The 24,421-nt window shown below is 72.8% G+C and carries 19 protein-coding genes and 3 tRNA genes; 13 read left to right on the top strand and 9 right to left on the bottom strand.

Features of this window, described 5'->3' with window-relative positions; translation table 11 throughout:
- Window positions 1-1,183, bottom strand: a 1,183-nt coding sequence (locus tag TR48_RS06205) for an NAD(P)/FAD-dependent oxidoreductase (RefSeq protein ID WP_042364844.1), incomplete at its 3' end; no start/stop codon positions are given.
- Window positions 1,180-1,524: a bifunctional 3-phenylpropionate/cinnamic acid dioxygenase ferredoxin subunit gene (locus TR48_RS06200; RefSeq protein ID WP_042364843.1), complete on the bottom strand. Its 345-nt coding sequence runs from the start codon at window positions 1,522-1,524 to the stop codon at window positions 1,180-1,182. The genes TR48_RS06200 and TR48_RS06205, both read right to left, overlap by 4 nt.
- A gap of 131 nt (window positions 1,525-1,655) precedes the next feature.
- Here TR48_RS06200 and TR48_RS06195 point away from each other — a divergent pair, with 131 nt between their 5' ends.
- From TR48_RS06195 to TR48_RS06180, 4 genes are all read left to right on the top strand, one after another.
- Window positions 1,656-2,438: an IclR family transcriptional regulator gene (locus TR48_RS06195; RefSeq protein ID WP_236652029.1), complete on the top strand. Its 783-nt coding sequence runs from the start codon at window positions 1,656-1,658 to the stop codon at window positions 2,436-2,438.
- Window positions 2,439-2,498: 60 nt separating this feature from the next.
- The gene (locus tag TR48_RS06190) at window positions 2,499-3,143 is read left to right on the top strand and encodes a GNAT family N-acetyltransferase (protein WP_042364842.1); all 645 of its coding nucleotides are present in this window, start codon (window positions 2,499-2,501) and stop codon (window positions 3,141-3,143) included.
- Window positions 3,144-3,221: 78 nt separating this feature from the next.
- Window positions 3,222-3,298 (top strand) — tRNA-Arg (locus TR48_RS06185).
- Window positions 3,299-3,395: 97 nt separating this feature from the next.
- Window positions 3,396-3,466: transfer RNA gene (locus tag TR48_RS06180), tRNA-Trp, on the top strand.
- A gap of 52 nt (window positions 3,467-3,518) precedes the next feature.
- On the opposite strand, the gene TR48_RS06175 is transcribed toward TR48_RS06180, so the two are convergent.
- A complete protein-coding gene (locus tag TR48_RS06175) occupies window positions 3,519-5,063 on the bottom strand; it encodes an APC family permease (RefSeq protein ID WP_042364841.1) in 1,545 nt (514 codons plus the stop codon).
- 64 nt (window positions 5,064-5,127) lie between these two features.
- Window positions 5,128-6,624 (bottom strand): aldehyde dehydrogenase family protein, encoded by a 1,497-nt coding sequence (locus TR48_RS06170; protein WP_042364840.1) that lies wholly within the window; start codon window positions 6,622-6,624, stop codon window positions 5,128-5,130.
- A gap of 226 nt (window positions 6,625-6,850) precedes the next feature.
- On the opposite strand from TR48_RS06170, the gene TR48_RS06165 reads away from it, so the two are divergent.
- From TR48_RS06165 to TR48_RS06150, 4 genes are read left to right on the top strand one after another with little or no spacing between them, the layout of a single operon-like run.
- Window positions 6,851-9,313, top strand: a complete 2,463-nt coding sequence (locus tag TR48_RS06165) for a GcvT family protein (RefSeq protein ID WP_042364839.1) — start codon at window positions 6,851-6,853, stop codon at window positions 9,311-9,313.
- 48 nt (window positions 9,314-9,361) lie between these two features.
- Window positions 9,362-10,483 (top strand): aromatic ring-hydroxylating oxygenase subunit alpha, encoded by a 1,122-nt coding sequence (locus tag TR48_RS06160; RefSeq protein WP_042364894.1) that lies wholly within the window; start codon window positions 9,362-9,364, stop codon window positions 10,481-10,483.
- A gap of 40 nt (window positions 10,484-10,523) precedes the next feature.
- Complete coding sequence (locus TR48_RS06155; protein ID WP_042364838.1) at window positions 10,524-11,618, top strand: S-(hydroxymethyl)mycothiol dehydrogenase; 1,095 nt, start codon at window positions 10,524-10,526, stop codon at window positions 11,616-11,618.
- A complete protein-coding gene (locus TR48_RS06150) occupies window positions 11,618-12,247 on the top strand; it encodes an MBL fold metallo-hydrolase (RefSeq protein WP_042364837.1) in 630 nt (209 codons plus the stop codon). Before TR48_RS06155 ends, TR48_RS06150 begins: the two co-directional genes overlap by 1 nt.
- Window positions 12,248-12,835: 588 nt before the next feature.
- Here TR48_RS06150 and TR48_RS06145 read toward each other — a convergent pair.
- A complete protein-coding gene (locus TR48_RS06145) occupies window positions 12,836-16,486 on the bottom strand; it encodes a GH92 family glycosyl hydrolase (protein WP_161789783.1) in 3,651 nt (1,216 codons plus the stop codon).
- Between the two features lie 246 nt (window positions 16,487-16,732).
- On the opposite strand from TR48_RS06145, the gene TR48_RS06140 reads away from it, so the two are divergent.
- Window positions 16,733-17,488, top strand: a complete 756-nt coding sequence (locus tag TR48_RS06140) for a carbonic anhydrase (RefSeq protein ID WP_052442432.1) — start codon at window positions 16,733-16,735, stop codon at window positions 17,486-17,488.
- Window positions 17,489-17,661: 173 nt separating this feature from the next.
- On the top strand, window positions 17,662-18,864 hold the full coding sequence (locus TR48_RS38620; RefSeq protein ID WP_084728881.1) for a hypothetical protein: 1,203 nt from the start codon (window positions 17,662-17,664) through the stop codon (window positions 18,862-18,864).
- Window positions 18,865-18,937: 73 nt separating this feature from the next.
- On the opposite strand, the gene TR48_RS06130 is transcribed toward TR48_RS38620, so the two are convergent.
- The 3 genes from TR48_RS06130 to TR48_RS06120 form a co-directional block, all read right to left on the bottom strand.
- Window positions 18,938-19,228, bottom strand: a complete 291-nt coding sequence (locus tag TR48_RS06130) for a hypothetical protein (protein ID WP_042364836.1) — start codon at window positions 19,226-19,228, stop codon at window positions 18,938-18,940.
- 131 nt (window positions 19,229-19,359) lie between these two features.
- Window positions 19,360-20,394 (bottom strand): zinc-binding alcohol dehydrogenase family protein, encoded by a 1,035-nt coding sequence (locus TR48_RS06125; RefSeq protein ID WP_042364835.1) that lies wholly within the window; start codon window positions 20,392-20,394, stop codon window positions 19,360-19,362.
- Between the two features lie 33 nt (window positions 20,395-20,427).
- Entirely contained in the window at window positions 20,428-21,228 is an 801-nt protein-coding gene (locus tag TR48_RS06120) for a glycine betaine ABC transporter substrate-binding protein (RefSeq protein WP_042364834.1), read from the bottom strand.
- Window positions 21,229-21,374: 146 nt separating this feature from the next.
- Between TR48_RS06120 and TR48_RS06115 the strand changes: the two genes are divergently transcribed.
- Entirely contained in the window at window positions 21,375-22,310 is a 936-nt protein-coding gene (locus TR48_RS06115) for a LysR family transcriptional regulator (protein ID WP_042364833.1), read from the top strand.
- Between the two features lie 9 nt (window positions 22,311-22,319).
- On the opposite strand, the gene TR48_RS06110 is transcribed toward TR48_RS06115, so the two are convergent.
- Window positions 22,320-22,733, bottom strand: a complete 414-nt coding sequence (locus tag TR48_RS06110; protein WP_042364832.1) for a hypothetical protein — start codon at window positions 22,731-22,733, stop codon at window positions 22,320-22,322.
- 105 nt (window positions 22,734-22,838) lie between these two features.
- Between TR48_RS06110 and TR48_RS06105 the strand changes: the two genes are divergently transcribed.
- Window positions 22,839-22,912 (top strand) — tRNA-Met (locus TR48_RS06105).
- Window positions 22,913-22,985: 73 nt separating this feature from the next.
- Window positions 22,986-24,421: DEAD/DEAH box helicase (locus TR48_RS06100; protein ID WP_439654440.1), on the top strand; the 1,436-nt coding region annotated here is incomplete at its 3' end.

The raw sequence follows: 24,421 nt of genomic DNA, 5'->3' as shown, positions 1-24,421 counted from the left end.
AGGCGGGGCGGGGAAGGGCGACGGCGGGGCTGAGGGTGCGGCGCAGCCGGCCGAAGGCCCGCGCCTGATCGACCGCCAGCACGGCGACGGGCCGGTCCCGGCGGTGGTAGACGGCCGCGAAGCAGCGGCTGTCCAGGTCGCCCTGGACGACCTGCGGCACGTCGCCGGGCCGGACGTGTCCGGCGAACTGGATGCGGCTGCGGTACTGGTCGGACCAGAAATACGGCGCGGTGACCGGTCCCGGCGCGGAGAGGCCGGTCAGCAGGGTGCGCACGGCCGTGCGAGGCTGCTCGGTGGCGCTGGTCCAGTGCTCGACGCGGGCGTGGTCGCCGGTGAACAGGTCGAGGCAGCGGGCGACGTCGCCGACCGCCACCACATTCGGGACGTCCGTCGCGCAGCCCGCGTCGCAGATGACTCCGTCCTCGATCCTGAGCCCTGACCCGTCGAGCCAGTCCGTCGCGGGGCAGGCCCCGACGCCGACCACGACGACGTCGGCCGGGACGAGCCGGCCGTCCGCCAGCCGCACGCCGGTGACCCGGTCCGCTCCCTCCAGTCCGGCGACGCCGACCCCGCAGAGCAGCCGGACGCCGTGGTCCGCGTGGAGGGAGGCGCAGACGAGGCCCATCTCCGGCCCCAGTGCCCGCTCCAGTGGCGCCTCGGCGGCCTCGATCACGGTGACGTCCAGCCCCAGGGAGCGCGCGGAGGAGGCCACCTCGGCGCCGACGAAGCCGGCGCCCACGACGGCGACGGCGGGTCGGCCGGTGGTGAGATCGGCGCGCAGCGCGCGGGCGTCGTCCAGGGTGCGCAGGGTGTGCACGCCGGCGAGCCCGCGGGAGCCCGGGAGGGTCCGCGCGGTGGCGCCGGTCGCGATCACCACGGCGTCGGAGCCGAGTTCGCGCCCGTCGGACAGCGTCACCGTCCGCGCCGCCGGGTCGAGCCGCACGGCTCGCACGCCGAGCCGCCAGTCGGCCGCGAGATCCCGGTACTCCTCGGCGTCGCCGAGCGCGAGGGCCTCCGCGTCCTGCTCGCCCGTCAGGAACCCCTTGGACAGGGGCGGTCGGTCGTAGGGCAGTCGCCGCTCCTCGCCCACGACTGTGATCGCCCCCGCGTAGCCCTCCTCGCGCAGCGCGCGGACGGCGCCGAGGCCCGCGAGCGAGGCCCCGACGACGAGGACGCTTCTCATGCGGGCTCAGCGACGGCGACGTCACCGGTGACGTGCGCGGCGACGTGGAGCAGCACCAGACCGTCGACGACCTGGACGCGGTGGGTGCGCAGCGCGGCCTTCGCGGGCGGGCAGGTCGGCCGGCCGGTGCGCAGGTCGAAGGAGCTGGCGTGCAGCGGGCACTCGACCAGGCATCCTTCGAGCCAGCCGTCCGCCAGGGACGCGTCCTGGTGCGTGCAGGTGTCGTCCACGGCGTAGAGGACGCCGTCGGCGTTGAAGACGGCGATGGGGGCGGGAACGCCCTCCGTCACACGGAGGGCCTCTCCGGGGGGCAGGTCTTCGATCCGGCAGACCGTGATCACTCGGAACCTCCAGAGTGTCGCGTATCACGCAACAGGATGCGGTATACGCAACATGGTTTCCCCGCGCTGAAGTACTGTCAAGAGGTCCGGCAGGGCGGCGCACGCCGGGAGCGGAGGCATAATGTTGCGCCATGAGCAACAGAGTGCAGCCCACCGAGTCCCCGGTGCAGTCCGTGGACCGGGCCGTCACGATCCTCGAACTCCTCGCCGCCCGCGGCGAGGCCGGCGTCACCGAGATCGCCGCCGAGCTCGGTGTGCACAAGTCCACGGCGTTCCGGCTGGTTGCGGCTCTGGAGCTGCGCGGGCTGGTCGAACAGCCCGGCGAGCGCGGCAAGTACCGCCTCGGCCTCGGCCTGGTCCGCCTCGCGGGCGCGGCGACGGTGCGGTTGGACCTCTCGCAGCAGAGCCGCCCGGTCTGCGAGCGCCTCGCGGTCGCGGTCGCGGAGACCATCAACGTCGCGATCCTGGACGTCGACGCGGCGGTCAACATCGAGCAGGTGCTCGGTCCTTCGGCGATCACGACCCACAACTGGGTCGGCCAGCGGACGCCACTGCACGCCACGTCCAGCGGCAAGGTGCTGCTCGCGCACCTGCCGGAGCCGGCGCTGACGCAGCGGCTGGGCGAGCCGCTGGAGCGCTTCACCGCGCGCACCGTCACCGATCCGGAACGCCTGCGCAAGCAGCTCGACGCCGCCCGCAAGGACGGCTACGCATGCACGGTAGAGGAGTTGGAGACCGGCCTGAACGCGGTCGCAGCGCCGGTCTTCGCGCACAACGGCCAGGTCGTGGCGGCGATCAGCGCGTCCGGCCCGTCCTTCCGTCTTGCCAAACCCCGCCTGGCCGAGGTCGCCAAGGCGGTCCGCGACGCCGCCGAGGAGGTCTCCGCCCGCCTGGGGTACGTGCCGACCCGATGAGGAGCTCCCGCGCGCGGGAATTCGGATGCGGCGGTCTGGCGGCCTGGCTACCGTCGGGACGTGGCCTCCACCTATCCCCCGCTGAACGTCGAAGTCCGCACGCCCCGCCTGACGTTGGCCGGCGCCTCCGACGAGCTGCTGGAGCGTCTCGTGCCGCTGGTACGGGCCGGGGTCGCCGACGTCGAGCCGTGGCCGTTCGACGACCCGAGCTCGTTCTACGCCGACAGTCCGGAACGCGAATGGCGCTGGCTGCGCGGCATCTGGGCCGGTCGCGCCCGGGTGAGCCCGGACGCGTGGCGGCTGTACTTCGTCGTGCTGGTCGACGGCGAACCCGTCGGCATGCAGGACCTGATCGGCACGGACTTCACCCGGTTCGGCACGGTGCACAGCTTCTCCTGGCTGGTCCCCGCCAGCCGGGGACAGGGGCTGGGCAAGGAAATGCGGTCAGCCGTCGTGCAGTTGGCCTTCGCCGGGCTGGGCGCCCGTGAGGCGGGCAGCGACGCGTTCGTCGACAACGCGGCGTCCAACCACGTCTCCCGCGCGCTGGGCTACGAACCCAACGGCACCGACTGGGACACCCGCCGCGGTGAGCCCGCGCAGATCCAGCGCTGGCGGCTCACCCGGGACCGGTGGGAGCGAACCCGCCGGGACGACATCGAGCTGTCCGGCGTCGCGGAGTGCCTGCCCGTGCTCGGGATCGACTGAGGGAAAACCCTTTGGCTCACCACCTGTTCGATTCGTAGGCTGAGAGCACCACGAAGGACGCGGACCAGCGGACTTCACTGGCCTGTAGCTCAGTCGGACAGAGCGCCCGGCTACGAACCGGGAGGCGGCGGGTTCAAGTCCTGCCAGGCCAACCACGTCGTACCGCACCGTGTAGGTTTCCTCATCTTCCGCGGGGTCGTCAGCCCGAGGGTTGACGCGCACGGCTCCACGCGACCGTGGGGAGCCCACCGAGGGCCTGTAGTTCAACGGCAGAACGCCCGGCTCCAACCCGGGTGATGTGGGTTCGAATCCTGCCGGGCCTGCCCGGGCCGCCGGGGGGTGCGCCGACGTGCACCCACCCGGCGGGGCGAAAGTTCAGGCTTCGGGGACGAGTTCCAGCGGGGCGGTCGCGGCCACGCCGCGGCGGTAGCGCAGGTAGAGGCCCAGGCCCACCGCGGTGATCACGGCGGTGAAGACGATCGCGCCCCACTGGTAGTACCAGTGGTCGCTCCCGTAGACCGACGCCCGGGGCCAGGCCAGGTTGACCGTCATGGCCGCGCCGTACAGGACGGCGAAGGCGTTCACCGGGGTGCCCCACCGGCCGAGGTTGAGGTAGGGGCCGTGGTCCGGGCGGGGCCACTCGCCGCGCAGGCGACGCAGCAGCATCGGGCCGGTGACCATCAGGTAAGGGATGTAGAACAGGATGATCGCGACCGAGGTGAGGATGTAGAACACGCGCTGGTTGCCGATGTTGACCACCAGCAGCGCGATCGTCAGCACTCCGGTGACCAGCGCCGGCACCACAGGCGTCTTGGAGCGCGGGGAGACCTTGGCGATGGCCTTGCCGAAGGGCAGCCGCCCGTCCCGGGCCATGGCGAACAGGAGCCGGATCGCGGCTGTCTGGACCGCGAGGCAGCACACGGTGATGGCGATGGCCGAGCAGACCAGGAACGCGTCGCCCAGGCCCGTGCCGAGGGTGGACTTGAGCAGGTACGGCATGCCCAGGGTGCCCAGCTGCTGGGCGTTGATGTCGCCGACGGCCATCATGCCGACCAGCATCAGCAGTCCGCCCGCCAGGAACGCGGCGGTGAGCGCGCGGATGATGGCGCGCGGGGCGTGCCGCCGCGGCTCCTTGGTCTCCTCGGCGAGGGAGCCCGCCGTGTCGAAGCCGTAGAAGACGTAGGCGCTCATGATGGAGGCGACCAGGAAGGCGCCGAGGTAGCCCGCGGAGTGGCCGGCCCCGGTGCCCGCGGTCTTCAGGACGACCTGCGGTCCGCGGTGGATGTGGACGGCCAGCATGACGATCAGCAGGGTGACGCCGATGAGCTCGACCGCCACGCCGAAGTTGTTGATCTTCGCCATCAGCCGTACGCCGACGATGTTGACGAGGGTGGTGAACACCACCAGGCCCAGCGCCAGCAGGATCGCGTTCTTCGCCCCGTTCGGCGTCGTGGTCTGCCCGGCGTCGGCGGCGCCGCCCACGATCTCGAAGGCGAGGGACACCTGGGGCAGGATCACCTGGTAGGCGACGGCGACGGCCGCGGCGGTCACGACCGCGCCGATGGCCATGATCCAGCCGGACATCCACGAGGTGACCGGGCGGGCGATCTGCTTGGACCACTGGTAGACGCCACCGGCCAGCGGGAACTGGCCGGCCATCTCGGCGAAGCAGAGCGCGACGGCCAGCTGGCCGAGGAAGACCAGTGGCCAGGACCAGATGAAGGCCGGACCGCCCGCGCCGAAGCCGAAGCCGAAGAGCTGGAAGACGCCGGTCATGATGGAGATGTAGCTGAAGCCGGCGGCGAAGCTGGAGAAGGAGCCCAGCGACCGCTCCAGCTCCTGCCGGTAGCCGAAGCGGGCCAGATCATGCGTGTCCTGGCCTGGTTGTCTGGGGACGGCGGTCTTTCCTGAGGTGCTCATGGGCGCTCCAGAGACGGTGACGCGGCGCTGTGCGGTGCGGGAATCGCTTGGGCCTGATGGGCCGTCAGTCGGCGAACCAGTACTGGGGCGCGGGATCGAGCGTGCGCCAGACGTGCTTGGTCTCCTGGTACTCGCGCAGGCCGGAGGGGCCGAGCTCGCGGCCGGTGCCGGACTGCTTGAAACCGCCCCACTCGGCCTGCGGCACATAGGGGTGGTAGTCGTTGATCCAGACGGTGCCGAGACGCAGGCGCTGCGCGACGCGTTCGGCGCGCCCGGCGTCCTTCGTCCACACGGCCCCGGCCAGCCCGTAGGGGGTGTCGTTGGCGAGGGCGACGGCCTCGTCCTCCTCGTCGAACAGCTCGACGGTCAGCACCGGGCCGAAGACCTCCTCGCGGACCACCGCCATGCCGGGGTGGCAGCCGGTCAGCACGGTCGGACGCAGGAAGTACCCGGCCTGGAGCTCCGGTTCGCCCGGGCGGACGCCGCCCGCGCGAAGCACGGCGCCCTCGGCGAGCGCACCCTCAAGGTGGCGCTCCACCTTCGCCCGGTGCTCGGCGGAGACCAGCGGGCCGCACTCGGCGCCCTTGGCGAGGCCGTCGCCGAGCCGGATCCGGTCGGCGCGGCGGGCCAGCTCCGCGACGAACTCCTCGTGCCCGCCGCGCTGCAGCAGCAGCCGGGAGCCGGCCGAGCAGACCTGGCCGGAGTGGAGGAAGGCCGCGGTGAGCGCGTAGTCGACGGCCGTGTCGAGATCGGCGTCGGCGAAGACGATGTTGGGGTTCTTGCCGCCGAGTTCCAGGGCCACCTTCTTGACCGTCTCGGCCGCCGCACGCATCACGGACCGTCCGGTGGCCAGGCCCCCGGTGAAGGAGACCAGGTCCACCGCCGGATGCTCGGCCAGCGCCGCGCCCACGGCGCCGCCGCCGGTGAGGAGGTTGGCCGTGCCGGCCGGCGCGCCCGACTCGTCCAGCCGCTCCTGGAGCAGCTCGAACAGGCGGATCGTGGTAAGCGGGGTGACCTCGCTGGGCTTGGCGACGACGGTGTTGCCCGCCGCCAGCGCCGGGGCGAGCTTCCAGGTGATCTGCAGCAGCGGGTAGTTCCACGGGGTGATCAACGCGCAGACGCCGACCGGCTCGTGGACGACGCGGCTGACCGCGTCCAGGCGGCCGGTGTCGACGGTGCGGCCGGTCTCGGTGGTGACCAGCGCGGCGTAGTAGCGCAGCACCGCCGTGGAGTCGTCGACGTCGAAGCGGCTCTCGGCCAGGGTCTTGCCGGTGTCGAGGGTCTCCAGCCGGGCCAGCTCCTCGCGGTGCTCCTGCAGCGCGTCGGCGGTGGCGGTCAGAACCGCGGCACGGCGCGCGGCCGGCGCGTACGCCCAGGCGCCCGCGTCGAAGGCGGCGCGGGCCGCCCGCACCGCCCGGTCCACGTCGGCGGCCGAGGCCTCCGCCACGGTCGCCAGATCGCTCGCGTCGAAAGGGTTGGTGACGATCCGTTCGCGACCGTCCGCGGCCGCGGTCCAGGTGCCGTCGATGAACAGGGAAGTGGTGCGAACCACGGGCCGCATGACCAGCCGCCTCCTCGCATTGTTGCGCGATAGGCAACATTTACCTTCATTCGCAACGTGCCGCCGAGTATGGAAGTGGTGCAAACAGGGTGTCAAGGGGGCTGACAGCTGCCGGGAGTCTTGACAGGCACTGCCCCGGAACCGAGTCTGTTTCACATCGCGCAATTCATTGCGTCATAGGCAACAGTCAGGGTGGATCTCCCAACTCCCCGAGGGGACGGATCACTTGACCGCTCATCCGAAAGTCGTGATCGTCGGCGCCGGGATCGTGGGCTGTGCGCTGGCGGACGAGCTCACCGCGCGCGGCTGGACCGACGTCACCGTCCTCGAACAGGGGCCCCTCTTCGCCACCGGCGGCTCCAGCTCCCACGCGCCCGGTCTCGTCTTCCAGACCAACTCCTCGAAGACGATGACCGAGTTCGCCCAGTACACCGTCGACAAGTACACGGCGCTGACCCTCGACGGGCAGTGGTGCTTCCGCCAGGTCGGCGGCCTGGAGGTGGCCACGACGCCGGAGCGCGTCGAGGAGCTGAAGCGCAAGCACGGCTACGCCGCCTCCTGGGGCGTGCGGGCCGAACTCGTCGACGCGGCCCGCTGCGTGGAGCTGCACCCGTTGCTCGACCGCCGACAGGTGCTGGGCGGCCTGCACACCCCCGACGACGGGCTGGCCAAGGCGCTGCGCGCGGCCGAGGCCCAGGCCCGCCTGGCGACCGGCCGCGGCGCGCGCTTCCTCGGCCACCACGCGGTGACCGGCATCGAGTCCGGCGGCGGCCGGGTCACCGCCGTGACCACCGAACACGGCTCCTTCCCCGCCGACGTCGTGGTCTCCTGCGCCGGGTTCTGGGGGCCGAAGCTGGGCGCCATGGCCGGGCTCACCGTGCCGCTGGTGCCGATGGCGCACCAGTACGCGCGGTCCACCCCGCTCGCGGCGCTGGCCGGGCACAACTCCGAGCTGCTGGAGGCCTCCAAGCCGATCCTGCGGCACCAGGACCGCGACCTCTACTTCCGCGAGCACGCGGACCGCGTCGGCATCGGCTCCTACGCGCACCGCCCACTGCCCGTCGACCTCGACGGGATCGCCGCGCCCGGCGGCCCGGTGATGCCCTCGGTGCGGCCCTTCACCGAGGAGGACTTCGAGCCGTCCTGGCTCGACGCGCGGACCCTGCTGCCCGCGCTCGCCTCGACCAAGGTGGAGGAGGGCTTCAACGGCGTCTTCTCGTTCACCCCCGACGGTTTCCCGCTGCTGGGTGAGGCGCCCGAACTGCGCGGCTTCTGGGTGGCGGAGGCGGTCTGGGTGACCCACTCGGCGGGCGTGGCGAGGGCGATGGCCCAGTGGCTGGTCGACGGCCGGTCCCAGACCGACCTGCACGAGTGCGACCTCAACCGCTTCGAGCAGGTCCAGCTCGCGCCGTCGTACGTGCACCGGCGCAGCTGCCAGAACTTCGTCGAGGTCTACGACATCATCCACCCGCTGCAGCCGATGCAGGAGCCCCGTCCGCTGCGGGTGAGCCCGTTCCACGCCCGGCAACGGGAGTTGGGCGCGGTGTTCCTGGAGGCCTCCGGCTGGGAGCGGCCGCACTGGTTCGAGGCCAACGCCTCCCTGCTGACGGCAGCGGGGGAGACGGCCGGGATCCCGGGGCGCAACGCGTGGGCGTCACGGTACTGGTCGCCGATCGCCGGGGCCGAGGCGCTGGCCACGCGGTCGCGTGTCGCGCTGTACGACATGACGCCGCTCAAGCGTCTCGAGGTCTCCGGCCCGGGGGCGCTGGACCTCCTCCAGCGCCTGACGACCAACCAACTGGACAAGCCGGTCGGCGCGGTCACCTACACCCTGCTCCTCGACGCGTCGGGCGGCGTGCGCAGCGACCTGACGGTGGCGCGCCTCGGCCCGGACCGCTTCCAGGTCGGCGCGAACGGCAACCTGGACCTCGACTGGCTGACGCGGCACCTGCCGGACGGCTCTCCCGTCCAGGTCCGGGACATCACCGGCGGCACCTGCTGCGTGGGCGTGTGGGGCCCGCTCGCCCGCGAGCTGGTCCAGCCGCTGACGGAGGCCGACTTCTCGCACCGCGGCTTCGGCTACTTCAAGGCGAAGCAGGCCTACGTCGGCGAGGTGCCGGTCACGGCCATGCGGCTTTCCTACGTGGGCGAGCTGGGCTGGGAGCTCTACACCACCGCGGACGCCGGGCAGCGGCTGTGGGACACGCTGTGGGAGGCCGGGCAGCGGCTCGGCGTCGTGGCGGCCGGGCGCAGCGCGTTCAACAGCCTCCGGCTGGAGAAGGGCTACCGCTCCTGGGGCGCCGACCTGACGGCGGAACACAACCCGTACGAGGCGGGCCTCGGCTTCGCGGTCCGGATGGACAAGGGCGACTTCCTCGGCCGCGAGGCGCTGGCCGGCCTCGGCGAGGAGACGGCGGCCCGGCGGCTGGTCCCGCTGCTGCTGGACGACCCGCACGCGGTGGTCATGGGCAAGGAGCCGGTCCGTGCGGACGGCGGCGCGCCGGTCGGCTACGTCACGAGCGCGGCCTACGGCTACACGATCAGCAGGTCCATCGCGTACGCGTGGCTTCCCGCGTCGCTGGCCGCGCCCGGCACCCGGGTGGGCGTCGAGTACTTCGGCGAGGTGCTGCCGGCGGTGGTCGCCGCAGAGCCTCTGTTCGATCCGGGGATGGCTCGCATCCGCGCCTAGGGACACCGCACAGGCCCCTGACTGTTTCGCCGTCGAAAGGTGATCGCCGTGACCGCGACCGAACTGCCCGCCAGTCTGATCCCGACCCTCCCCGGCTCCGCGTACACCGATCCGCAGGTCTTCGCCCTGGAGCAGGAGAAGATCTTCGAGCGGATGTGGTTCTGCGCCGTCCGCGCCTCCGAGCTGGACGCGCCGGGGAGGTTCCGCACCGTGCAGGTGGGGCGGGAGAGCGTGCTGGTGACCCGGACCCGGGAGGGGGCGGTGAAGGCCTTCCTCAACATCTGCCGGCACCGCGGCGCCCGCCTGTGCACGCAGGAGGCGGGCGAGGTGAAACGCGCCTTCCAGTGCCCGTACCACGCCTGGACCTACGGCCTGGACGGCAAACTGGTCGCCGCGCCCAACCTCACCAGCATGCCGGACGTCGACCGCACCGCCTACGGGCTGGTGGGCGTCCACGTCCGCGAGTGGCTGGGGTACGTCTGGGTCTGTCTGGCGGAGGAGGCACCGTCCTTCGAGGAGGACGTGGTCGGCGCCGCGACGGAGCGGCTCGGCGACCCCAAGGCGATCGACCACTACCAGGCCGACGAGCTCGCCGTGGGCCGGCGGATCCGCTACGACGTGCGCGCCAACTGGAAACTCATCGTCGAGAACTTCATGGAGTGCTACCACTGCGCCACCATCCACCCGGAGCTGACCGACATGCTCCCGGAGTTCAAGGCCGGTTTCGCGGCGCAGTACTACGTGGGCCACGGAGCGGAGTTCGCCGACGAGGCGGAGGGCTTCACCGTGGACGGCAGCGCGGGTGTCGCGCGGATCCCGGGCGTCACCGAGGAGCAGGACCGCCGCTACTACGCCATCACGGTCAAGCCGCAGGTGTTCGTCAACCTCGTGCCCGACCACGTGATCGTGCTTCGGATGATCCCGCTGGCCGCCGACCGCACGGTCGTCGAGTGTGACTGGCTGTTCCTGAAGGACGTCGTGGACTCCGGCGCCGACCTGGACCGTTCCGTGGAGCTGTTCCACCGGGTCAACACCCAGGACTTCGAGGCCTGCGAGCGCTGCCAGCCCGCCATGGACTCGCGCGCCTACGCGCACGGTGGTGTGCTGGTGCCGAGCGAGCACCACATCGGGGCCTTCCATGAGTGGGTCACGGGTAAGCTCCGCGACTGACCGCCCGTAAGCGACCACCCGCAACGAAAGGTGTCACGTCATGCCGCAGCAGGTCCGAGGAGTCGTCGCGCCCGGCAAGGGCGAGCCCGTGCGCATGGAGACGATCGTCGTGCCCGACCCCGGCCCCGGTGAGGCGGTCGTCGCCGTGCAGGCCTGCGGGGTGTGCCACACCGACCTGCACTACCGCGAGGGCGGCATCAACGACGACTTTCCGTTCCTGCTGGGACACGAGGCCGCCGGGATCGTGGAGTCGGTCGGCGAGGGGGTGACCGAGGTCGCGCCGGGTGACTTCGTCATCCTCAACTGGCGCGCGGTCTGCGGCCAGTGCCGCGCCTGTCTGCGCGGGCGGCCGTGGTACTGCTTCAACACCCACAACGCCCGGCAGAAGATGACGCTGGCCGAGACCGGGCAGGAGCTCTCCCCCGCGCTCGGCATCGGCGCGTTCGCGGAGAAGACACTGGTCGCGGCCGGACAGTGCACCAAGGTCGACCCGGCGGCGTCCCCGGCGGTGGCCGGTCTGCTGGGCTGCGGCGTGATGGCCGGGCTGGGCGCAGCGATCAACACCGGGAACGTCGGCCGCGGCGACAGCGTCGCCGTGATCGGCTGCGGCGGGGTCGGCGGCGCGGCGATCATGGGCTCCCGGCTCGCCGGAGCCTCGAAGATCATCGCGGTCGACGTGGACGCGCGGAAGCTGGCGACCGCCGAGCGGCTCGGCGCCACCCACACCGTCCTGTCCGGTCCCGGGCAGGGCGACGTCGTCGAGGCGATCCAAGCGCTGACCGGCGGCTTCGGCGCGGACGTCGTCATCGAGGCGGTCGGCCGGCCCGAGACCTACCGGCAGGCGTTCTACGCCCGCGACCTGGCTGGCACGGTCGTCCTGGTCGGCGTGCCGACACCGGAGATGCGGCTGGAGCTGCCGCTGCTGGACGTCTTCGGCCGCGGCGGCGCGCTGAAGTCCTCCTGGTACGGCGACTGCCTGCCCTCGCGCGACTTCCCGATGCTGATCGACCTCTACCTCCAGGGCCGGCTGGACCTCGACGCCTTCGTGACCGAGACCATCGCGCTGGACCAGGTCGAGCAGGCCTTCGCGCGGATGCACGACGGCGACGTGCTGCGCTCGGTGGTGGTCTTCTGATGGCTGCCCGTGTGGAGCATCTGCAGACCTCGGGCGTCTTCACCCTGGACGGCGGCAGCTGGGCTGTGGACAACAACGTGTGGCTGGTCGGCGACGACCAGGCCGTCGTGGTCGTCGACCCGGCCCACGACGCCGAGGCGATCCTGCGCGCCGTGGGCGAGCGCGAGGTCACCGCGGTGGTGTGCACGCACGCGCACAACGACCACGTCAACGCGGCGCCGGAGGTGGCCGACCGCACCGGCGCCCCGATCCTGCTGCATCCGGACGACCTGCCGCTGTGGCAGCAGACCCACCCGTCCCGGCTGCCCGACCGTGACCTGGCGGACGGCGCCGTCCTCACCGTCGCAGACACCGATCTCCACGTCCTGCACACGCCGGGCCACGCGCCCGGCGCGGTCTGCCTCCACGCGCCGGCCCTCGCCACCGTCTTCACCGGCGACACGCTCTTCGCGGGCGGCCCGGGCGCCACGGGGCGGTCCTTCTCGGACTTCCCCACCATCGTCCGCTCCATCGCCGACCGGCTGCTGACCCTCCCTCCGGACACCCTGGTCCGCACCGGCCACGGCCCCACCACCACGATCGCCGCCGAGGCGCCCCACCTCCAGGAGTGGATCGCCCGGGGCCACTGACGCGAGCCCACTCGGCGCAGATCGCGCCATCCCCGTCCCGTGGCCCGGCCTTGGGCCGGGCACAGGGGCCGAACGACGGTGCTCCGGCAGGCCGCCGCCGCCCGGAGCACCGTGTCGGACGAGATCAGTCCTCGATCTCGATCCTGGTGCCCTGCTCACCCGTGGTGCCGTGCACGAGGACGAGATCAGTCCTCGATCTCGATCCTGGTGCCCTGCTCACCCGTGGTGCCGTGCACGAACACGCACGCGGCCGCCCCCGGCTTCGCCGCCGCGTCGGCCGGGGCCGCGGCTACCGCCGGCGAAGGCTCCGCACCCCGCCGCCCCTGACCTCGCCGAGGGCACAGCCAGACTCCCGGCCTCGATGGGCAGGAGCCGAGACCCGCCGGGCAGGTGACGGCAGCACACACGGGATGACACCGGTTTTGAGCTGCGGCTTCACGCCGTCCCGTGACGCACCGCCGAGACGCGTCCGCAGCCCTGTGCGTCCACCGGCCAGCAACTCCCCCGCTGCCCCGACGCATCGGGACCTCATGAGGGTCGGCGATCGTCGCGCCGGGGCAGGAGGGATCGGCCGGGTCAGGTGAACGTTCAGCCGACCACGAGGACGCCGTCGGGGACGTTGCCGACGGTGACCGGTGAGCCAGGGGTGGATGTGGAGACGGCGACGGGGACGGCCTGGTCGGTGTTGGAGTCCACCACCCAGGCCGTGGACCCGTCCGGGCTGAAGCCGACACCGTAGGCGCCCGATCCGGTGGGGATGAAGGGTCCGGCCGTGTCGGTCGCGAGCGTGATCGGGGTGATGCCGCCCGCGCCGGAGTCCGCGACGTACGCCGTGGCGCCGTCCGGGGTGACGGCGACGTACTGGGGGCCGGCGCCGGTCGGGACCGTCGCCGTCACCGTGGCCGTGGCGGCGCTGATGACGGACACCGAGGAGGCCCCGCCGTCGGAGACGTAGACGCGGCTGCTGTCGGGGGTGACCGCCACGCCGAAGGGGGCCGCGCCGACCGCGACGGTGTGCGCGACGGCGCGGGTCGCCAGGTCGATCTCGCTGACCGTGCCGCTGCCCTGGTTCGCCACCCACAGCCGGGTGCCGTCGGGGCTGACGGCAAGCCGTTCCGGCTGGCTGCCCACGGTGATCGGCGCGCCTGCGGTGAGGGTCGCCACGTCGATCGGCCGGACGGTGCCGTCGCCGAAGTCGGTGACCCACACCGTCCTGCCGTCCGGGGTGGCGGCCACGTCGGCCGCCACGTTGCCGACGGGGACGGTCTTGACCACGGCATTGGTCGTGGTGTCGATCACGGTGACGTCGTTGCTGTTGTTGTTCGCGACGAACAGGTCGCCGCCCGCGACCGCCATGCCGTCCGGACCGCCGCCCACGGGGACGGCCGGGCCCGCGTTGTGGGTGCGGGTGTCGACCGGGGTCACCGTGTTGTCGCTGTAGTTCGACACGTAAGCGGTCGGGATGGACTCGCCGGGCCGGGCGACCGTGGTCAGCAGCGACGCGTTCGGGATGAGCGCGCCGTCGGACGCGTGGGCGGCGAAGGCGACTTGGTAGTAGCCGGTGGTGGCGCCCGCAGGCGCGGCGATCGTCACCGCCGTCCGGACCGTGCCGCCCGGCTGGGCGGTGACCGTGGTCGCGGCCGGGCTGACGGACAGGCCGGAGGGAGCGGTGGCGTTCCAGGAGACCGTCGCGGGGCGGGAGCCGAGGGTGTTGTCGACGGTGACCGTCACGGTCGCGCCGGCCCCGGGGGCGAGGCGCACCTGACCGGGAGTCAGGCTCAGTGCCGCGCTGGTGCTCGGCGGGAACCGCACCGGACCGGCCGGAAAGGACGGCGGGGCGTCGGCGGTTTCCGCTCCCCAGCCGGTGTCCGGGGTGGCGGAGAGCGTGTAGTCCAGCCGGCGCGCCTTGGTGAGGTCGATCCAGGTGCGGCCGGTGACCCGCCCGTCGACGCGCAGGGCCTTCACGTACGCGTCACCCGCGCCCTGGGCGTCGATGGTCAGGTCGCCGTACGCGCCGTGGACGGTGGCCCGGGGGAACTCGGGCGCGCCGAGCACCATCATCGGCACGCCCGGCGTCTGCGGGTACACCCCGAGGGCGGCCCACACGTACCACGAGCTCATCGCACCGAGGTCGTCGTTGCCGGGTTCGCCGCCCGGGGTGAGCGAGTACAGCCCGCTCATCACGCGCCGGACGACCGACTGCGTCTTCCAGGGCTGGCCGATGCTGTCGTAGACCCAGGGGGTGTCGAGCGCGATCTCGTTGCCCTGCCACTGGTAGGGCGCGTCGGGTCCCGCGTTGAGCCGGGTGAAGTAGGCGTCCAGCCGCTTGGCGGTCGCCTGCCTGCCGCCGAGGCCCTGGACCAGGCCCGCGAGGTTCTGCGGCACCATCCAGGTGTACTGGGCGGCGTTGCCCTCCTGGAAGCCGTTCTGGCCGAAGCCCGAGACCTTCACCGGCGGCCCGGAGGGGAAGGCGCCAGCGGCGTCGCGCGGCTCGACGTAGCCGTTCGCGGTGTCGAAGACGTTCGCCCAGTTCTGCGAGCGCTTCGTGAACGCCGCGGCGTCCGACGTCCGACCGAGGCTCTGCGCGAGCCGCGAGACGGAGAAGTCGTCGAGGGCGTACTCCAGTGTCTCGGAGGCGCCGTTGGGCACCGGGCTGATCGAGTCGGAGCCGACGTTCGGCACGTACCCGTCCTTGACGTACGCGGCGCCGTTGGGTCGCTCGACGTACCAGCCCTGGCCGGGCGGCCCGGTGGTGCCGTCGGCTCCCTTCACCATGTCGGTGAGGGCGGTCGCGGCGTCGAAGCCGCGTGCGCCGAAGGCGTAGGTGTCGGCGAGGATCGGATCGGCGGAGTCGCCGTTCATGACGCCGGTGTAGCCGTTGGCCGAGGGCCACTTGGGCAGGGAGCCGCCCTGGGCGGCGTCGTCGAGCAGCGAGGTCGCCATGTCGGCGGCCACGTGCGGATCGATGGTGGCCAGCAGCGGGGTCTGCGAGCGGTAGATGTCCCAGCCGGAGTAGTTGGCGTACTGGGCGTGCCCGCGCGGCGCGTGGTGGACCTTGTCGTCGAAGCCGAGGTAGCGGCCGTCGGCGTCGCTGAACAGGCTCGGCTCCAACGAGGCGTGGTACAGCGCCGTGTAGAAGGTCGCCTGCGCGGTGCGGCTGCCTCCGGCGACGGAGATGGTGCGCAGCTGCCGGTTCCACGCGGCCTCGGCCGCGGCGGCGACCTTGCCGACGTCGTACGTGCGCGCCTCGGCGTTCAGGTTGTCCAGCGCGCCCTGGACGCTCACGTACGAGACGGCGACCTGCATGCCGACGTGCGCGTTCCTGGTGGTGTTGAAGGTGAGCCAGCCGCCTGCGACGACGCCGGAGCCCTGGGTGGCGCCTGCGGGCCCCGCGCCCTCGGCGCTCGGGTAGTCCTTGGACCTCGGGAGCTGCCTGCCGCGCTCGCTCACGCTGGTGCTGCCCGCCGACGTGGCGACGTGGGCGGAGCTGGTCCCACCCCAGGTGCCGGAGGCCGTGAACGGCCGGTCGAAGCGGGCGGCGAAGTGCACCGTGTAGCTGTTCGGCTGGCCGCAGAAGTGGCCGCTGGTGACCGTGCCGGTGATCTCGCGGTCGCCGACGGTGCGGAAGTCGGCGGAGGAGCTGCCGTTGGCGCTGTCCGCGACCTTCACCAGCAGGTGGGCCTGCGGGGAGGACGGGTAGGTGAAGTCGGCGACGCCGGTGCGCGCGGTGACGGCCAGCCGGGTGTGCACACCGCCGGCGGTCACCGCGTAGGAGCCCGGGTGCGCGCTCTGCGACGTGCGCTCCAGCGCCGCGGCGGCGGAGTCGGGGTCGGCCGGCAGCGCGCCGGCCGTCGGCAGGATGGGGAAGTCTCCTGCGATCGGGCATCCGGGGCCGGACAGATGGGTGAGGCTGAAGCCGGTGATCGTGGAGTCGGCCACGTTGTAGCCGCCGCCGTCGGGGCGTGACGGGGTGTCGGGGCTCCACTGGATCATGCCGAACGGCATGTCGGCGCCGGGAAAGGTGTCGACCTGGCCGACGACGGCGCCGCCGCTTCCGGTCCCGACCATCGGATCGACCAGCGCCGCCGGGTCGGCGACGGGAGCGGGGGCGGGTGCGGGGGCCGCCTGGGCGGCGGCTGGGGCGAACGCCACGATCAGCGCGGCGGCGACGGTCGCGGCGAGCGTCCGACGGGAGCGACGGGACCGACGGGGTTGACGGGGTTGACGGGGTAAGAGCATCGACATCGTTGTCATCGTTGACACTGCGGCAGTGACTCACGCGGCACCGGACACCGTCAAGGCCTCCAACCACATCTGACGCGACGTCATAGGCACCCTCGCAGCGGCATGGCAACGTTGTCACCCCGAAGCCTGCCGTACGGGTGAAATCCGCTGCCGACCAAGAGCCATGACGAAGCGTCGGCAGCCGAGCTGCCCATACTCGGAGCACGCGAACCGACTTCGCTCGACCGAAGGAGCTGCCCCATGTCCGAGCCCGTAGAGCCGTCCCAGGTCAGCCGGGCTTCGCGGACGCGGCGCAGCTTCCTGGCCGCCGGAGCGGCAGGAGCGGCCGGGCTCGCCGCGGCCCCGCTGTGGGCGGCCACCCCGGCGGACGCGCTCCCGGCGCTCGACGCGGACGCGGCGGACGGCCGCCCGCTCACGCCGGACCGTGTGCTGCGCATCCTCGAGGACGGCAACCGGCGCTGGGTCACCGGGCGGCTGCGGCACCCGAACCAGACCGTGGCGCGCCGCGAGGAGGTCGCGGCCGGTCAGCACCCGCTGGCGACGGTCTTCTCCTGCATCGACTCGCGCGTTCCCCCGGAGATCGTGTTCGACCGCGGCGTCGGTGACCTGTTCGTGGTGCGCACCGCGGCGCAGACCAACGACGGCCTGGTGCAGGGCGCGGTCGAGTACGGCGTGGAGGAGTCGCTGACGCCGCTGCTCGTCGTGATGGGCCACCAGCGCTGCGGCGCGGTGACCTTCGCCGTGGAGACGCTGAACGCCGGTGAGGAGGCGCCCGCCCATCTCAAGGACGTGCTGGACGCGCTGCGCCCTGCCTACGAGGCCGCCAAGGGGCTGCCCGGCGACCAGGTCGACAACACGGTCCGCGCCCAGATCCGTTTGACCGTGCGCCAGTTGGAGCACGACCCGATTCTTGAGCCGTTCGAGCGCACCGGCCGCGCCCACGTCGTCGGCGCGTACTACTCGCTGGACACCGGAGCAGTCGACTTCTGTCTCTGACGCGCCTGTTGACGCGAGCACGCGCACTGGTGGGTTCACTGGAGCTGCTGTAGAAGTGAAGGCTGGATCACCCGGGTCCGGCCGTGTCCAGGGAGAGGGCACGACGGGCCCGTCGTGACGTGCTCGTTCTCGTTCCTTCGACCGATCGGTCGATTCCGTTTCAGGGGGGCACCATGGGAATGACTCGCTTACGCGCCTGCACGCTGGCCTTCACGGGGCTGGTCGCCCTCGGCGCGGGCCCCGCGTCCGCGGCCGACGCGTCGTCGGCCGGGGCGTCGTCGGCAGGGGCGGCCGCGCCGTCCGCGCAGTACACCGTGCAGGACCTCGGCACGCTGGGGGGCACCAGCAGCACGGCCACCGCCATCGACGACCGCACGGTCGTCGGCAGCTCCCAGACCAGCGGCGACCCCGCCGAACACGCCTTCGCCTACGACCTGCGCCGCCACACCATGACCGACCTCGGCACGCTCGGCGGGTCCAGCCAGGCGACCGGCGTGGCGGGGAACTTCGTCGTCGGCACCTCGGACCTCGGCAACGGCGGTCCGACCCACGGGTTCGCGTACGACCTCCGGACCCACCACCTGGCCGACCTCGGCACGCTGGGCGGCAGCACCACCACCGTCACCGGCCTGAGCGGCCACACCGTGGTGGGGACCTCGTCGCTGCCGGGCGACCAGGTCAGCCACGCCTTCGCCTACGACCTGCGCACCGACACCATGACCGACCTCGGCTCCCTCGCCGGTGCGACGGGCGGCAGCACGGCGGCGGCCGTCAGCGGGGCGATCGTGGTGGGCGACTCCTCCCTGCCGAACGCGCCCGGCACCCACGGATTCGCGTACGACCTGCGCACCGGGACGATGACCGACCTGGGCACGCTGGGCGGGACGTCCAGCACCGCCAACGACGTCAGCGGTTCCGTCGTGGTCGGCCAGTCCCGGACGGCCGGCAACGGCTACAGCGGGTACGCCTACGACCTGCGCACCGGCACCCGGACGGACCTGGGATTCCACCTGCTCACCGGCGAGCTGGTGAGCGGGAACACCGCTGTCGGCGGGGACAGCGAGCTGTCCACCACCTTCGACCTCACCACGCACGCCACCCGCACGGTCGGCCCAGGCAGCGGGGTCACCCAGGTCGACCAGATCTCCGGCAACCTCATGGTCGGCGACGACTTCGCCCCCAACTCGCTCGCCTTCCTCGCCCGCGTCGACACCGGCGACTTCACCTACCTGCCCGCCCTTGGCGGCCTCAACTCCTCCGCGGCGCAGGTCAACTGCGACGGCGTCGTGGCGGGCAGCGCGGCTCTCGCCCCCGCCGCCCCGGTCAATGCCAACGGCCCGTTCCACGCGGTCGTCTGGGTGCCGCGCAAGGCCTGACCGATTCCGCCACCGCCGCAGCCGCCTGAGAACGGCGGCCGCGGCCACGGGGTGGCCTACCCGAGGTGGGTCGTCAGGGCCGGGTAGGCCGTGACCGGACGGCTACGTCGGCGCCGTCGGCGACCGCGCCGACGTAGCCGTCCGGGCGGATCATGATGCGGCCCGCGGCCAGGCCGAAGCGCGCCGCCGCGAGCCGGTCGGGGTCTGCCACCACGGCGTCGAAGCCACCGACGGGGGCGTCGGTGTCCGCCACCAGCACCTGCCGGACGCCGGTGCGCCCGGCCACCGGCGGGAGGGCGCCGAGGGTCACCAGCACGAGCCCGGTCTCCGGCGACAGCACCCGGCGCAGGTCCGTGCCCGCCACGTCGGGCAGATGGTCACCGCCGCGGTTCCTCGCGCGCCCCCCACGGCACCACCGCCGGGCTGTCGTTACACGACTCGCGAACGGGCCGCAGGCGACCGCCCTCACGGTGACCGGGACGCGCCCGGCGCAGGTCAGAAGCCGCTGAGCGTCAGCTTGCCGACGGCCGTGCCCGCCTCCAGGATCCGGTGGGCCTCACGCAGGTTGGCGGCGTTGACGGGCCCGAGGTCCGCGGTGGCGGTGGTGGTGAGCACGCCCGCGTCGACCAGCCTGGCGACCTCGTTCAGGATGCGGTGCTGCATCAGCTGGTCACGGGTGTGGAACATCGAGCGGGTGAACATGAACTCCCAGTGGAACGCGATGCTCTTCGCCTTGAGCAGCCCGATGTCGAGGGTGTCGAAGTCGTCGACGGCCACGATCCCGCCGAAGGGGTTGAGCACCTCGGCGTAGGCCGCGAGGTTGCGGTCGGTGCCGACCGTGCCGAAGACGTGGTCCACGCCACCGGGGGCGGCCTCGGCCAGCTGCCCGACCAGCGGCTGACGGTGGTCGACGACGTGGTGCGCTCCCATCCGGCGCGCGAACTCAACCGTCTCGGGACGGGAGGCGGTCCCGATCACGGTCAGCCCGGTCAGCGCCCGGGCCAGCTGCGTCACGACGGAGCCCACCCCGCCCGCGGCGGCGGTCACCAGCAGGGTCCCCTCCTGCTCCACGCCGCCGGCCCGCAGCCCGAGGCGCTCGAAGAGCCCCTCCCAGGCGGTGAGCGAGGTCAGCGGCAGCGCCGCGGCCTCGGCGTGCGTCAGGGTCGCGGGCTTGCGGCCCACCAGGCGTTCGTCCACCGTGTGGAAGCGGCTGTTCGCGCCGGGCCGGTCGAGCGCGCCCGCGTAGAAGACCTCGTCGCCGACCTCGAAGAGCTCGACGTCCGCGCCGACGCCGACGACGGTGCCCGAGGCGTCCCACCCGAGCACCCTCGGCTCCTCGCCCGGGTCCGCGTTCTGGCGGACCTTGTAGTCCACGGGGTTGACCGCAACGGCCTCCACCCGGACCAGGAGGTCGCGCGGGCCGGGACGGGGCACCGGCAGGTCGAGGTCGAGCAGGCTGTCGGGGTGGTCGATCGGCAGGCTCGCGCGGTAGCCGACGGCGGGCATCGTCGGGGCCGGGGTGTCACTCATGGCTGCTTCTCCTCAAGGGGGTGCGGGTGGTGCTCAGGCGAGCAGGTCGGGATGGGCGGCGAGATAGCGGTCGGCGGCGGCGAGCGGGGTCAGGCCGTCGGCGTTGATCCAGGTGTCGAGCTCCTCGATGGCCTCGTTGCCGAGGCGTAGGCCGTCGAGGCGGACGAGGGCGTCGGTGCGGACGCGCGACAGCGCCGCGCGGTGCACCACGGGGCTCGCCGCGTCGACCGCGCCGAGCAGGCCCCTTGGCTCCGCGAGCGGCCGCAGGCCGTGCAGGCGGTTGAGGTACTGCGGCCGCCACAGCGGGATCACGAACCACTCTCGCTCGGCGATCCCCCGTTCGACGCGGGCCGTGAAGGACGCCTCGGTGCCGGGGGTGAAGGTGTAGCCGACACGGTCCAGGCCGTACTCCCCCACCATCCGGGCGGAGAAGCGGCTGATGCCCGCCCCGGGGTTGATGCCGTCGATGGCCCGCGTCATCCGCGCGGCCACCTCCGATCGGGCGAGATCAGCCACCTCGGCGACCGCCTCGTTCGGGACGTAGGGCGGCACCGCCCACACGCAGTACGGGTGGTAGTGCGCGCCGAGCACCAGCGCGCGCTCGCGGTAGCCGGCCAGGTAGACGTCGTGGCTGTCGGGCAGCCAGGCGGAGACCAGGACGTCGACCCTCCCCTCCGCCTGGAGCCGGAACAGCTGCTCGTGCGGCGCCTCGACGCCGGTGGTGCGGTGGCCGTGGGCCTCCAGCACCCGTCGGGTGAGGGCCGCGGCGGCGCGGTGGAAGGACAGGGCGATGTTGCCGACGGTGAGGGCGGGACCGGGATCTGCGGTGGTCACGGAGGCTCCGGGGACGGGTGGAGTGGACTGTCGGACATCGGAGTGCTCCTTGTTGGCGTGCGGGTCAACCGGACGGATCCCATCCTGCGGAGCACCCGACTCATGCGTCCAAGGAAAGATTTCAATCGAACCCATAAGCTGGGCGCATGGCGACGCTGCGACAGCTCGAATACCTCGTGACCATCGTCGACGAGGGCTCGTTCACCCGCGCCGCGGAACGCCTCCACATCACCCAGCCAGGTCTCTCGCACCAGTTCCAGGCCCTGGAACGCGAGGTCGGCGCTGCGCTGCTGGAACGGCTGCCCCGCGCGGTGCGGCTCACCCCGGCCGGACGGGCCATGCTCCCGCATGCCCGCGCAGCCCTCGCCGACGCCGAACGCGCTGCCACCGCGGCCCGCCGCGCCGCCGGGATCGCCACCGGCGAACTCCACCTCGCCACGCTCTACTCGCTCAGCGTCGGCGTCCTGCCGGTCGCGCTCGGGGCCTGGCGGGAGCGGTATCCGGGCGTGCGCGTCCGCCTCTTCGAGCACCGCCACACGGACGACCTCACCGCCGCCATGGCGGCGGGTCAGGCCGACATCGCCCTCGGGCCGCCCCCGGCGGACTGGGAGGGCCCCGTGCGTGACGTCGGCGCCGAGGAGTTCCTGGTCGTCACCCGAGCGGGCGATCCGGTGGCCGCCCTCGACCACGCGCCGCGCGTCCGGCTGGCCGACCTCGCGGAGCGGGAGTGGGTGCACTTCACCCCGGACAGCGGCCTGGCGGAGCTCCTGGAGCACGCCTGCGCCGCGGCGGGCTTCCACCCGCGCGTCGCGGTCCGCACGGAGCAGGCGCCCTCCGCCGCCAACTACGCGGCTGCGGGTCTCGGCCCCACCCTGGTCCCGGCGAACACCCTGCCGCCCCACTTCCCCGGCACGGTGCTGCGCCCCGATCCCCCGATCCGGCGTCCGCTGACCGCCTACACCAGGACCGATCCCGACCCGGTCGCCGCGGTCTTCCTCGACGTCCTGTGCGGGCACACGCCGCTGATGCCGCGGCATATCCAGCAGCGCCTCCGCGCGGGCTCCCCCGCCCGGACGCGCTGACCCCCCGGCCTACCGCCGGTACAGCTGGGCCTGCGGGACGGTGCGGCTCGTGCCGTCGGCGCAGGTGATGGTGACGGTGCCGTCCCCCACGCCGTCGGAGAAGCGCAGCGGCCACCAGGCGGTCCAACGGCCGCCGCGGACCAGGGCGGTGGTGTCGTAGCCGTCGCAGTGGACGGTGGCCGAGCGGACGCCGACGCCCGCGAAGCCGGTGGCGTAGCCGAAGCCGTCGCGCCCGTCACCGCCGCCGACGCCGTGGCCCCCGCCGGTGTCGATGAGCACCTGACGGCTTCTCAGCCGGGCCGGCGCCGGGTCGAGGGTGTCCCAGGATCCGTCGCCGCGCTCGGCGGACATGCACAGGCAGACCCGTCCGGCCCGGGTGACGATCCCGGAGGCGACCTGACCGCGCAGGTCCGCGTCGAGCACGGTCTGCGGGCTGCCCTAGCACGGCAGGGCACAGCGAAGGGTGAGTGCCGTCACGTCCGGCGACCCCACCGACCGGGCCGGACTCTGTTACGGTTGATCCAACGACGCGGGGTGGAGCAGCTCGGTAGCTCGCTGGGCTCATAACCCAGAGGTCGCAGGTTCAAATCCTGTCCCCGCTACTTCGACTCTGTGGGCCCGGCCGCTCGGCCGGGCCCACAGGGCTTTTTCGTGGCTTCTTGTGGAAGGTCTGCCGTGAACCACCGCACCAACCGGTCCAACGACCAGCGTCCGGCTACCCGGTTCGGCCGGCCGCTCTCCCCGGAGGAGCGAGCGGGCAAGAAGCGCGGCGGTGGTCAGCGTGCGAACGCGGAAGGCGGCCAGCGGCGCGGTGGTCAGTCCTACGGCGCGCCGAAGCGGCGCCCCGTGAAGCGCGCGGTGATCGCCGCGCAGGGTGACTTCGAGGTGGCGGCTCCGCAGACGCCGGGCCTTCCGGCCGCCGCGACCTTCGCGGAGATGGACCTGCCGCGCGCGCTGCAGGCGACGCTGGTCCGCGAGGGCGTCACCGAGCCGTTCCCGATCCAGGGCGCCACGCTGCCGAACGCACTCGCGGGGCGCGACGTGCTCGGCCGCGGCCGGACCGGCTCCGGCAAGACGCTCGCCTTCGGCCTCGCCCTGCTGGCCCGGACGGCGGGCAGCCGCGCCGAGGCCAAGGCGCCGCTGGCCCTGGTGCTGGTGCCGACCCGCGAGCTGGCCCAGCAGGTCGCCACCGCGCTCACCCCCTACGCCACGGCCGTCAACCTGCGCCTCGCCACCGTCGTCGGCGGACTGTCGATCGGACGCCAGGCGGGCGAGATGAAGCGCGGCGTCGAGGTGCTCATCGCCACCCCGGGCCGCCTGCGGGACCTGTTGGACCGCGGCGACGTCCGGCTCGACCGCGTCGCGATCACCGTGCTGGACGAGGCCGACCAGATGGCCGACATGGGCTTTCTGCCGCAGGTCACGGCCCTGCTGGAGCAGGTCCGCCCGGACGGGCAGCGGCTGCTGTTCTCGGCCACGCTCGACCAGAACGTGGACCGGCTGGTCCGCCGCTTCCTGAACGACCCGGTCACGCACTCCGTCGACCCGAGCGCGGGCGCCGTCACCAGCATGGAGCACCACGTGCTCTACGTGAACGACGAGCACAAGCGCGACGTGACGCTGGAGATCGCGGCCCGGGACGGCCGCGTGATCATGTTCGTGGACACCAAGCGCGCCACCGACAAGCTCGCCAAGGACCTGCTCGCCAACGGCGTCCGCGCGGCGGCCCTGCACGGCGGCAAGTCCCAGCCGCAGCGCAACCGGGTCCTGGACCAGTTCAAGCGGGGCGAGGTCACCGCACTGATCGCGACGAACGTCGCGGCCCGCGGCATCCACGTCGACGATCTCGACCTGGTCGTCAACGTCGACCCGCCGACCGACCCGAAGGACTACCTGCACCGCGGCGGCCGCACGGCCCGCGCGGGCGCGTCGGGCACCGTGGTCACCCTGGTCCTGTCCCACCAGCGCCGGGAGACCGCGCAACTGCTCAGGGACGCGGGCATCCGGCCCGCCGACGACCGGGTCCGCCCTGGCGATCCGGAGCTCGTCCGGATCACCGGCGCGCGCCGCCCCTCGGGGGTCCCGGTCATCATCGCCCCGCCGACCCCGCC

This window comes from Streptacidiphilus neutrinimicus (assembly GCF_000787815.1).
GTDB lineage: Bacteria > Actinomycetota > Actinomycetes > Streptomycetales > Streptomycetaceae > Streptacidiphilus > Streptacidiphilus neutrinimicus.
Note: the sequence above shows the minus strand (reverse complement) of the source record. Positions and strands in the feature narration are given on the sequence as shown.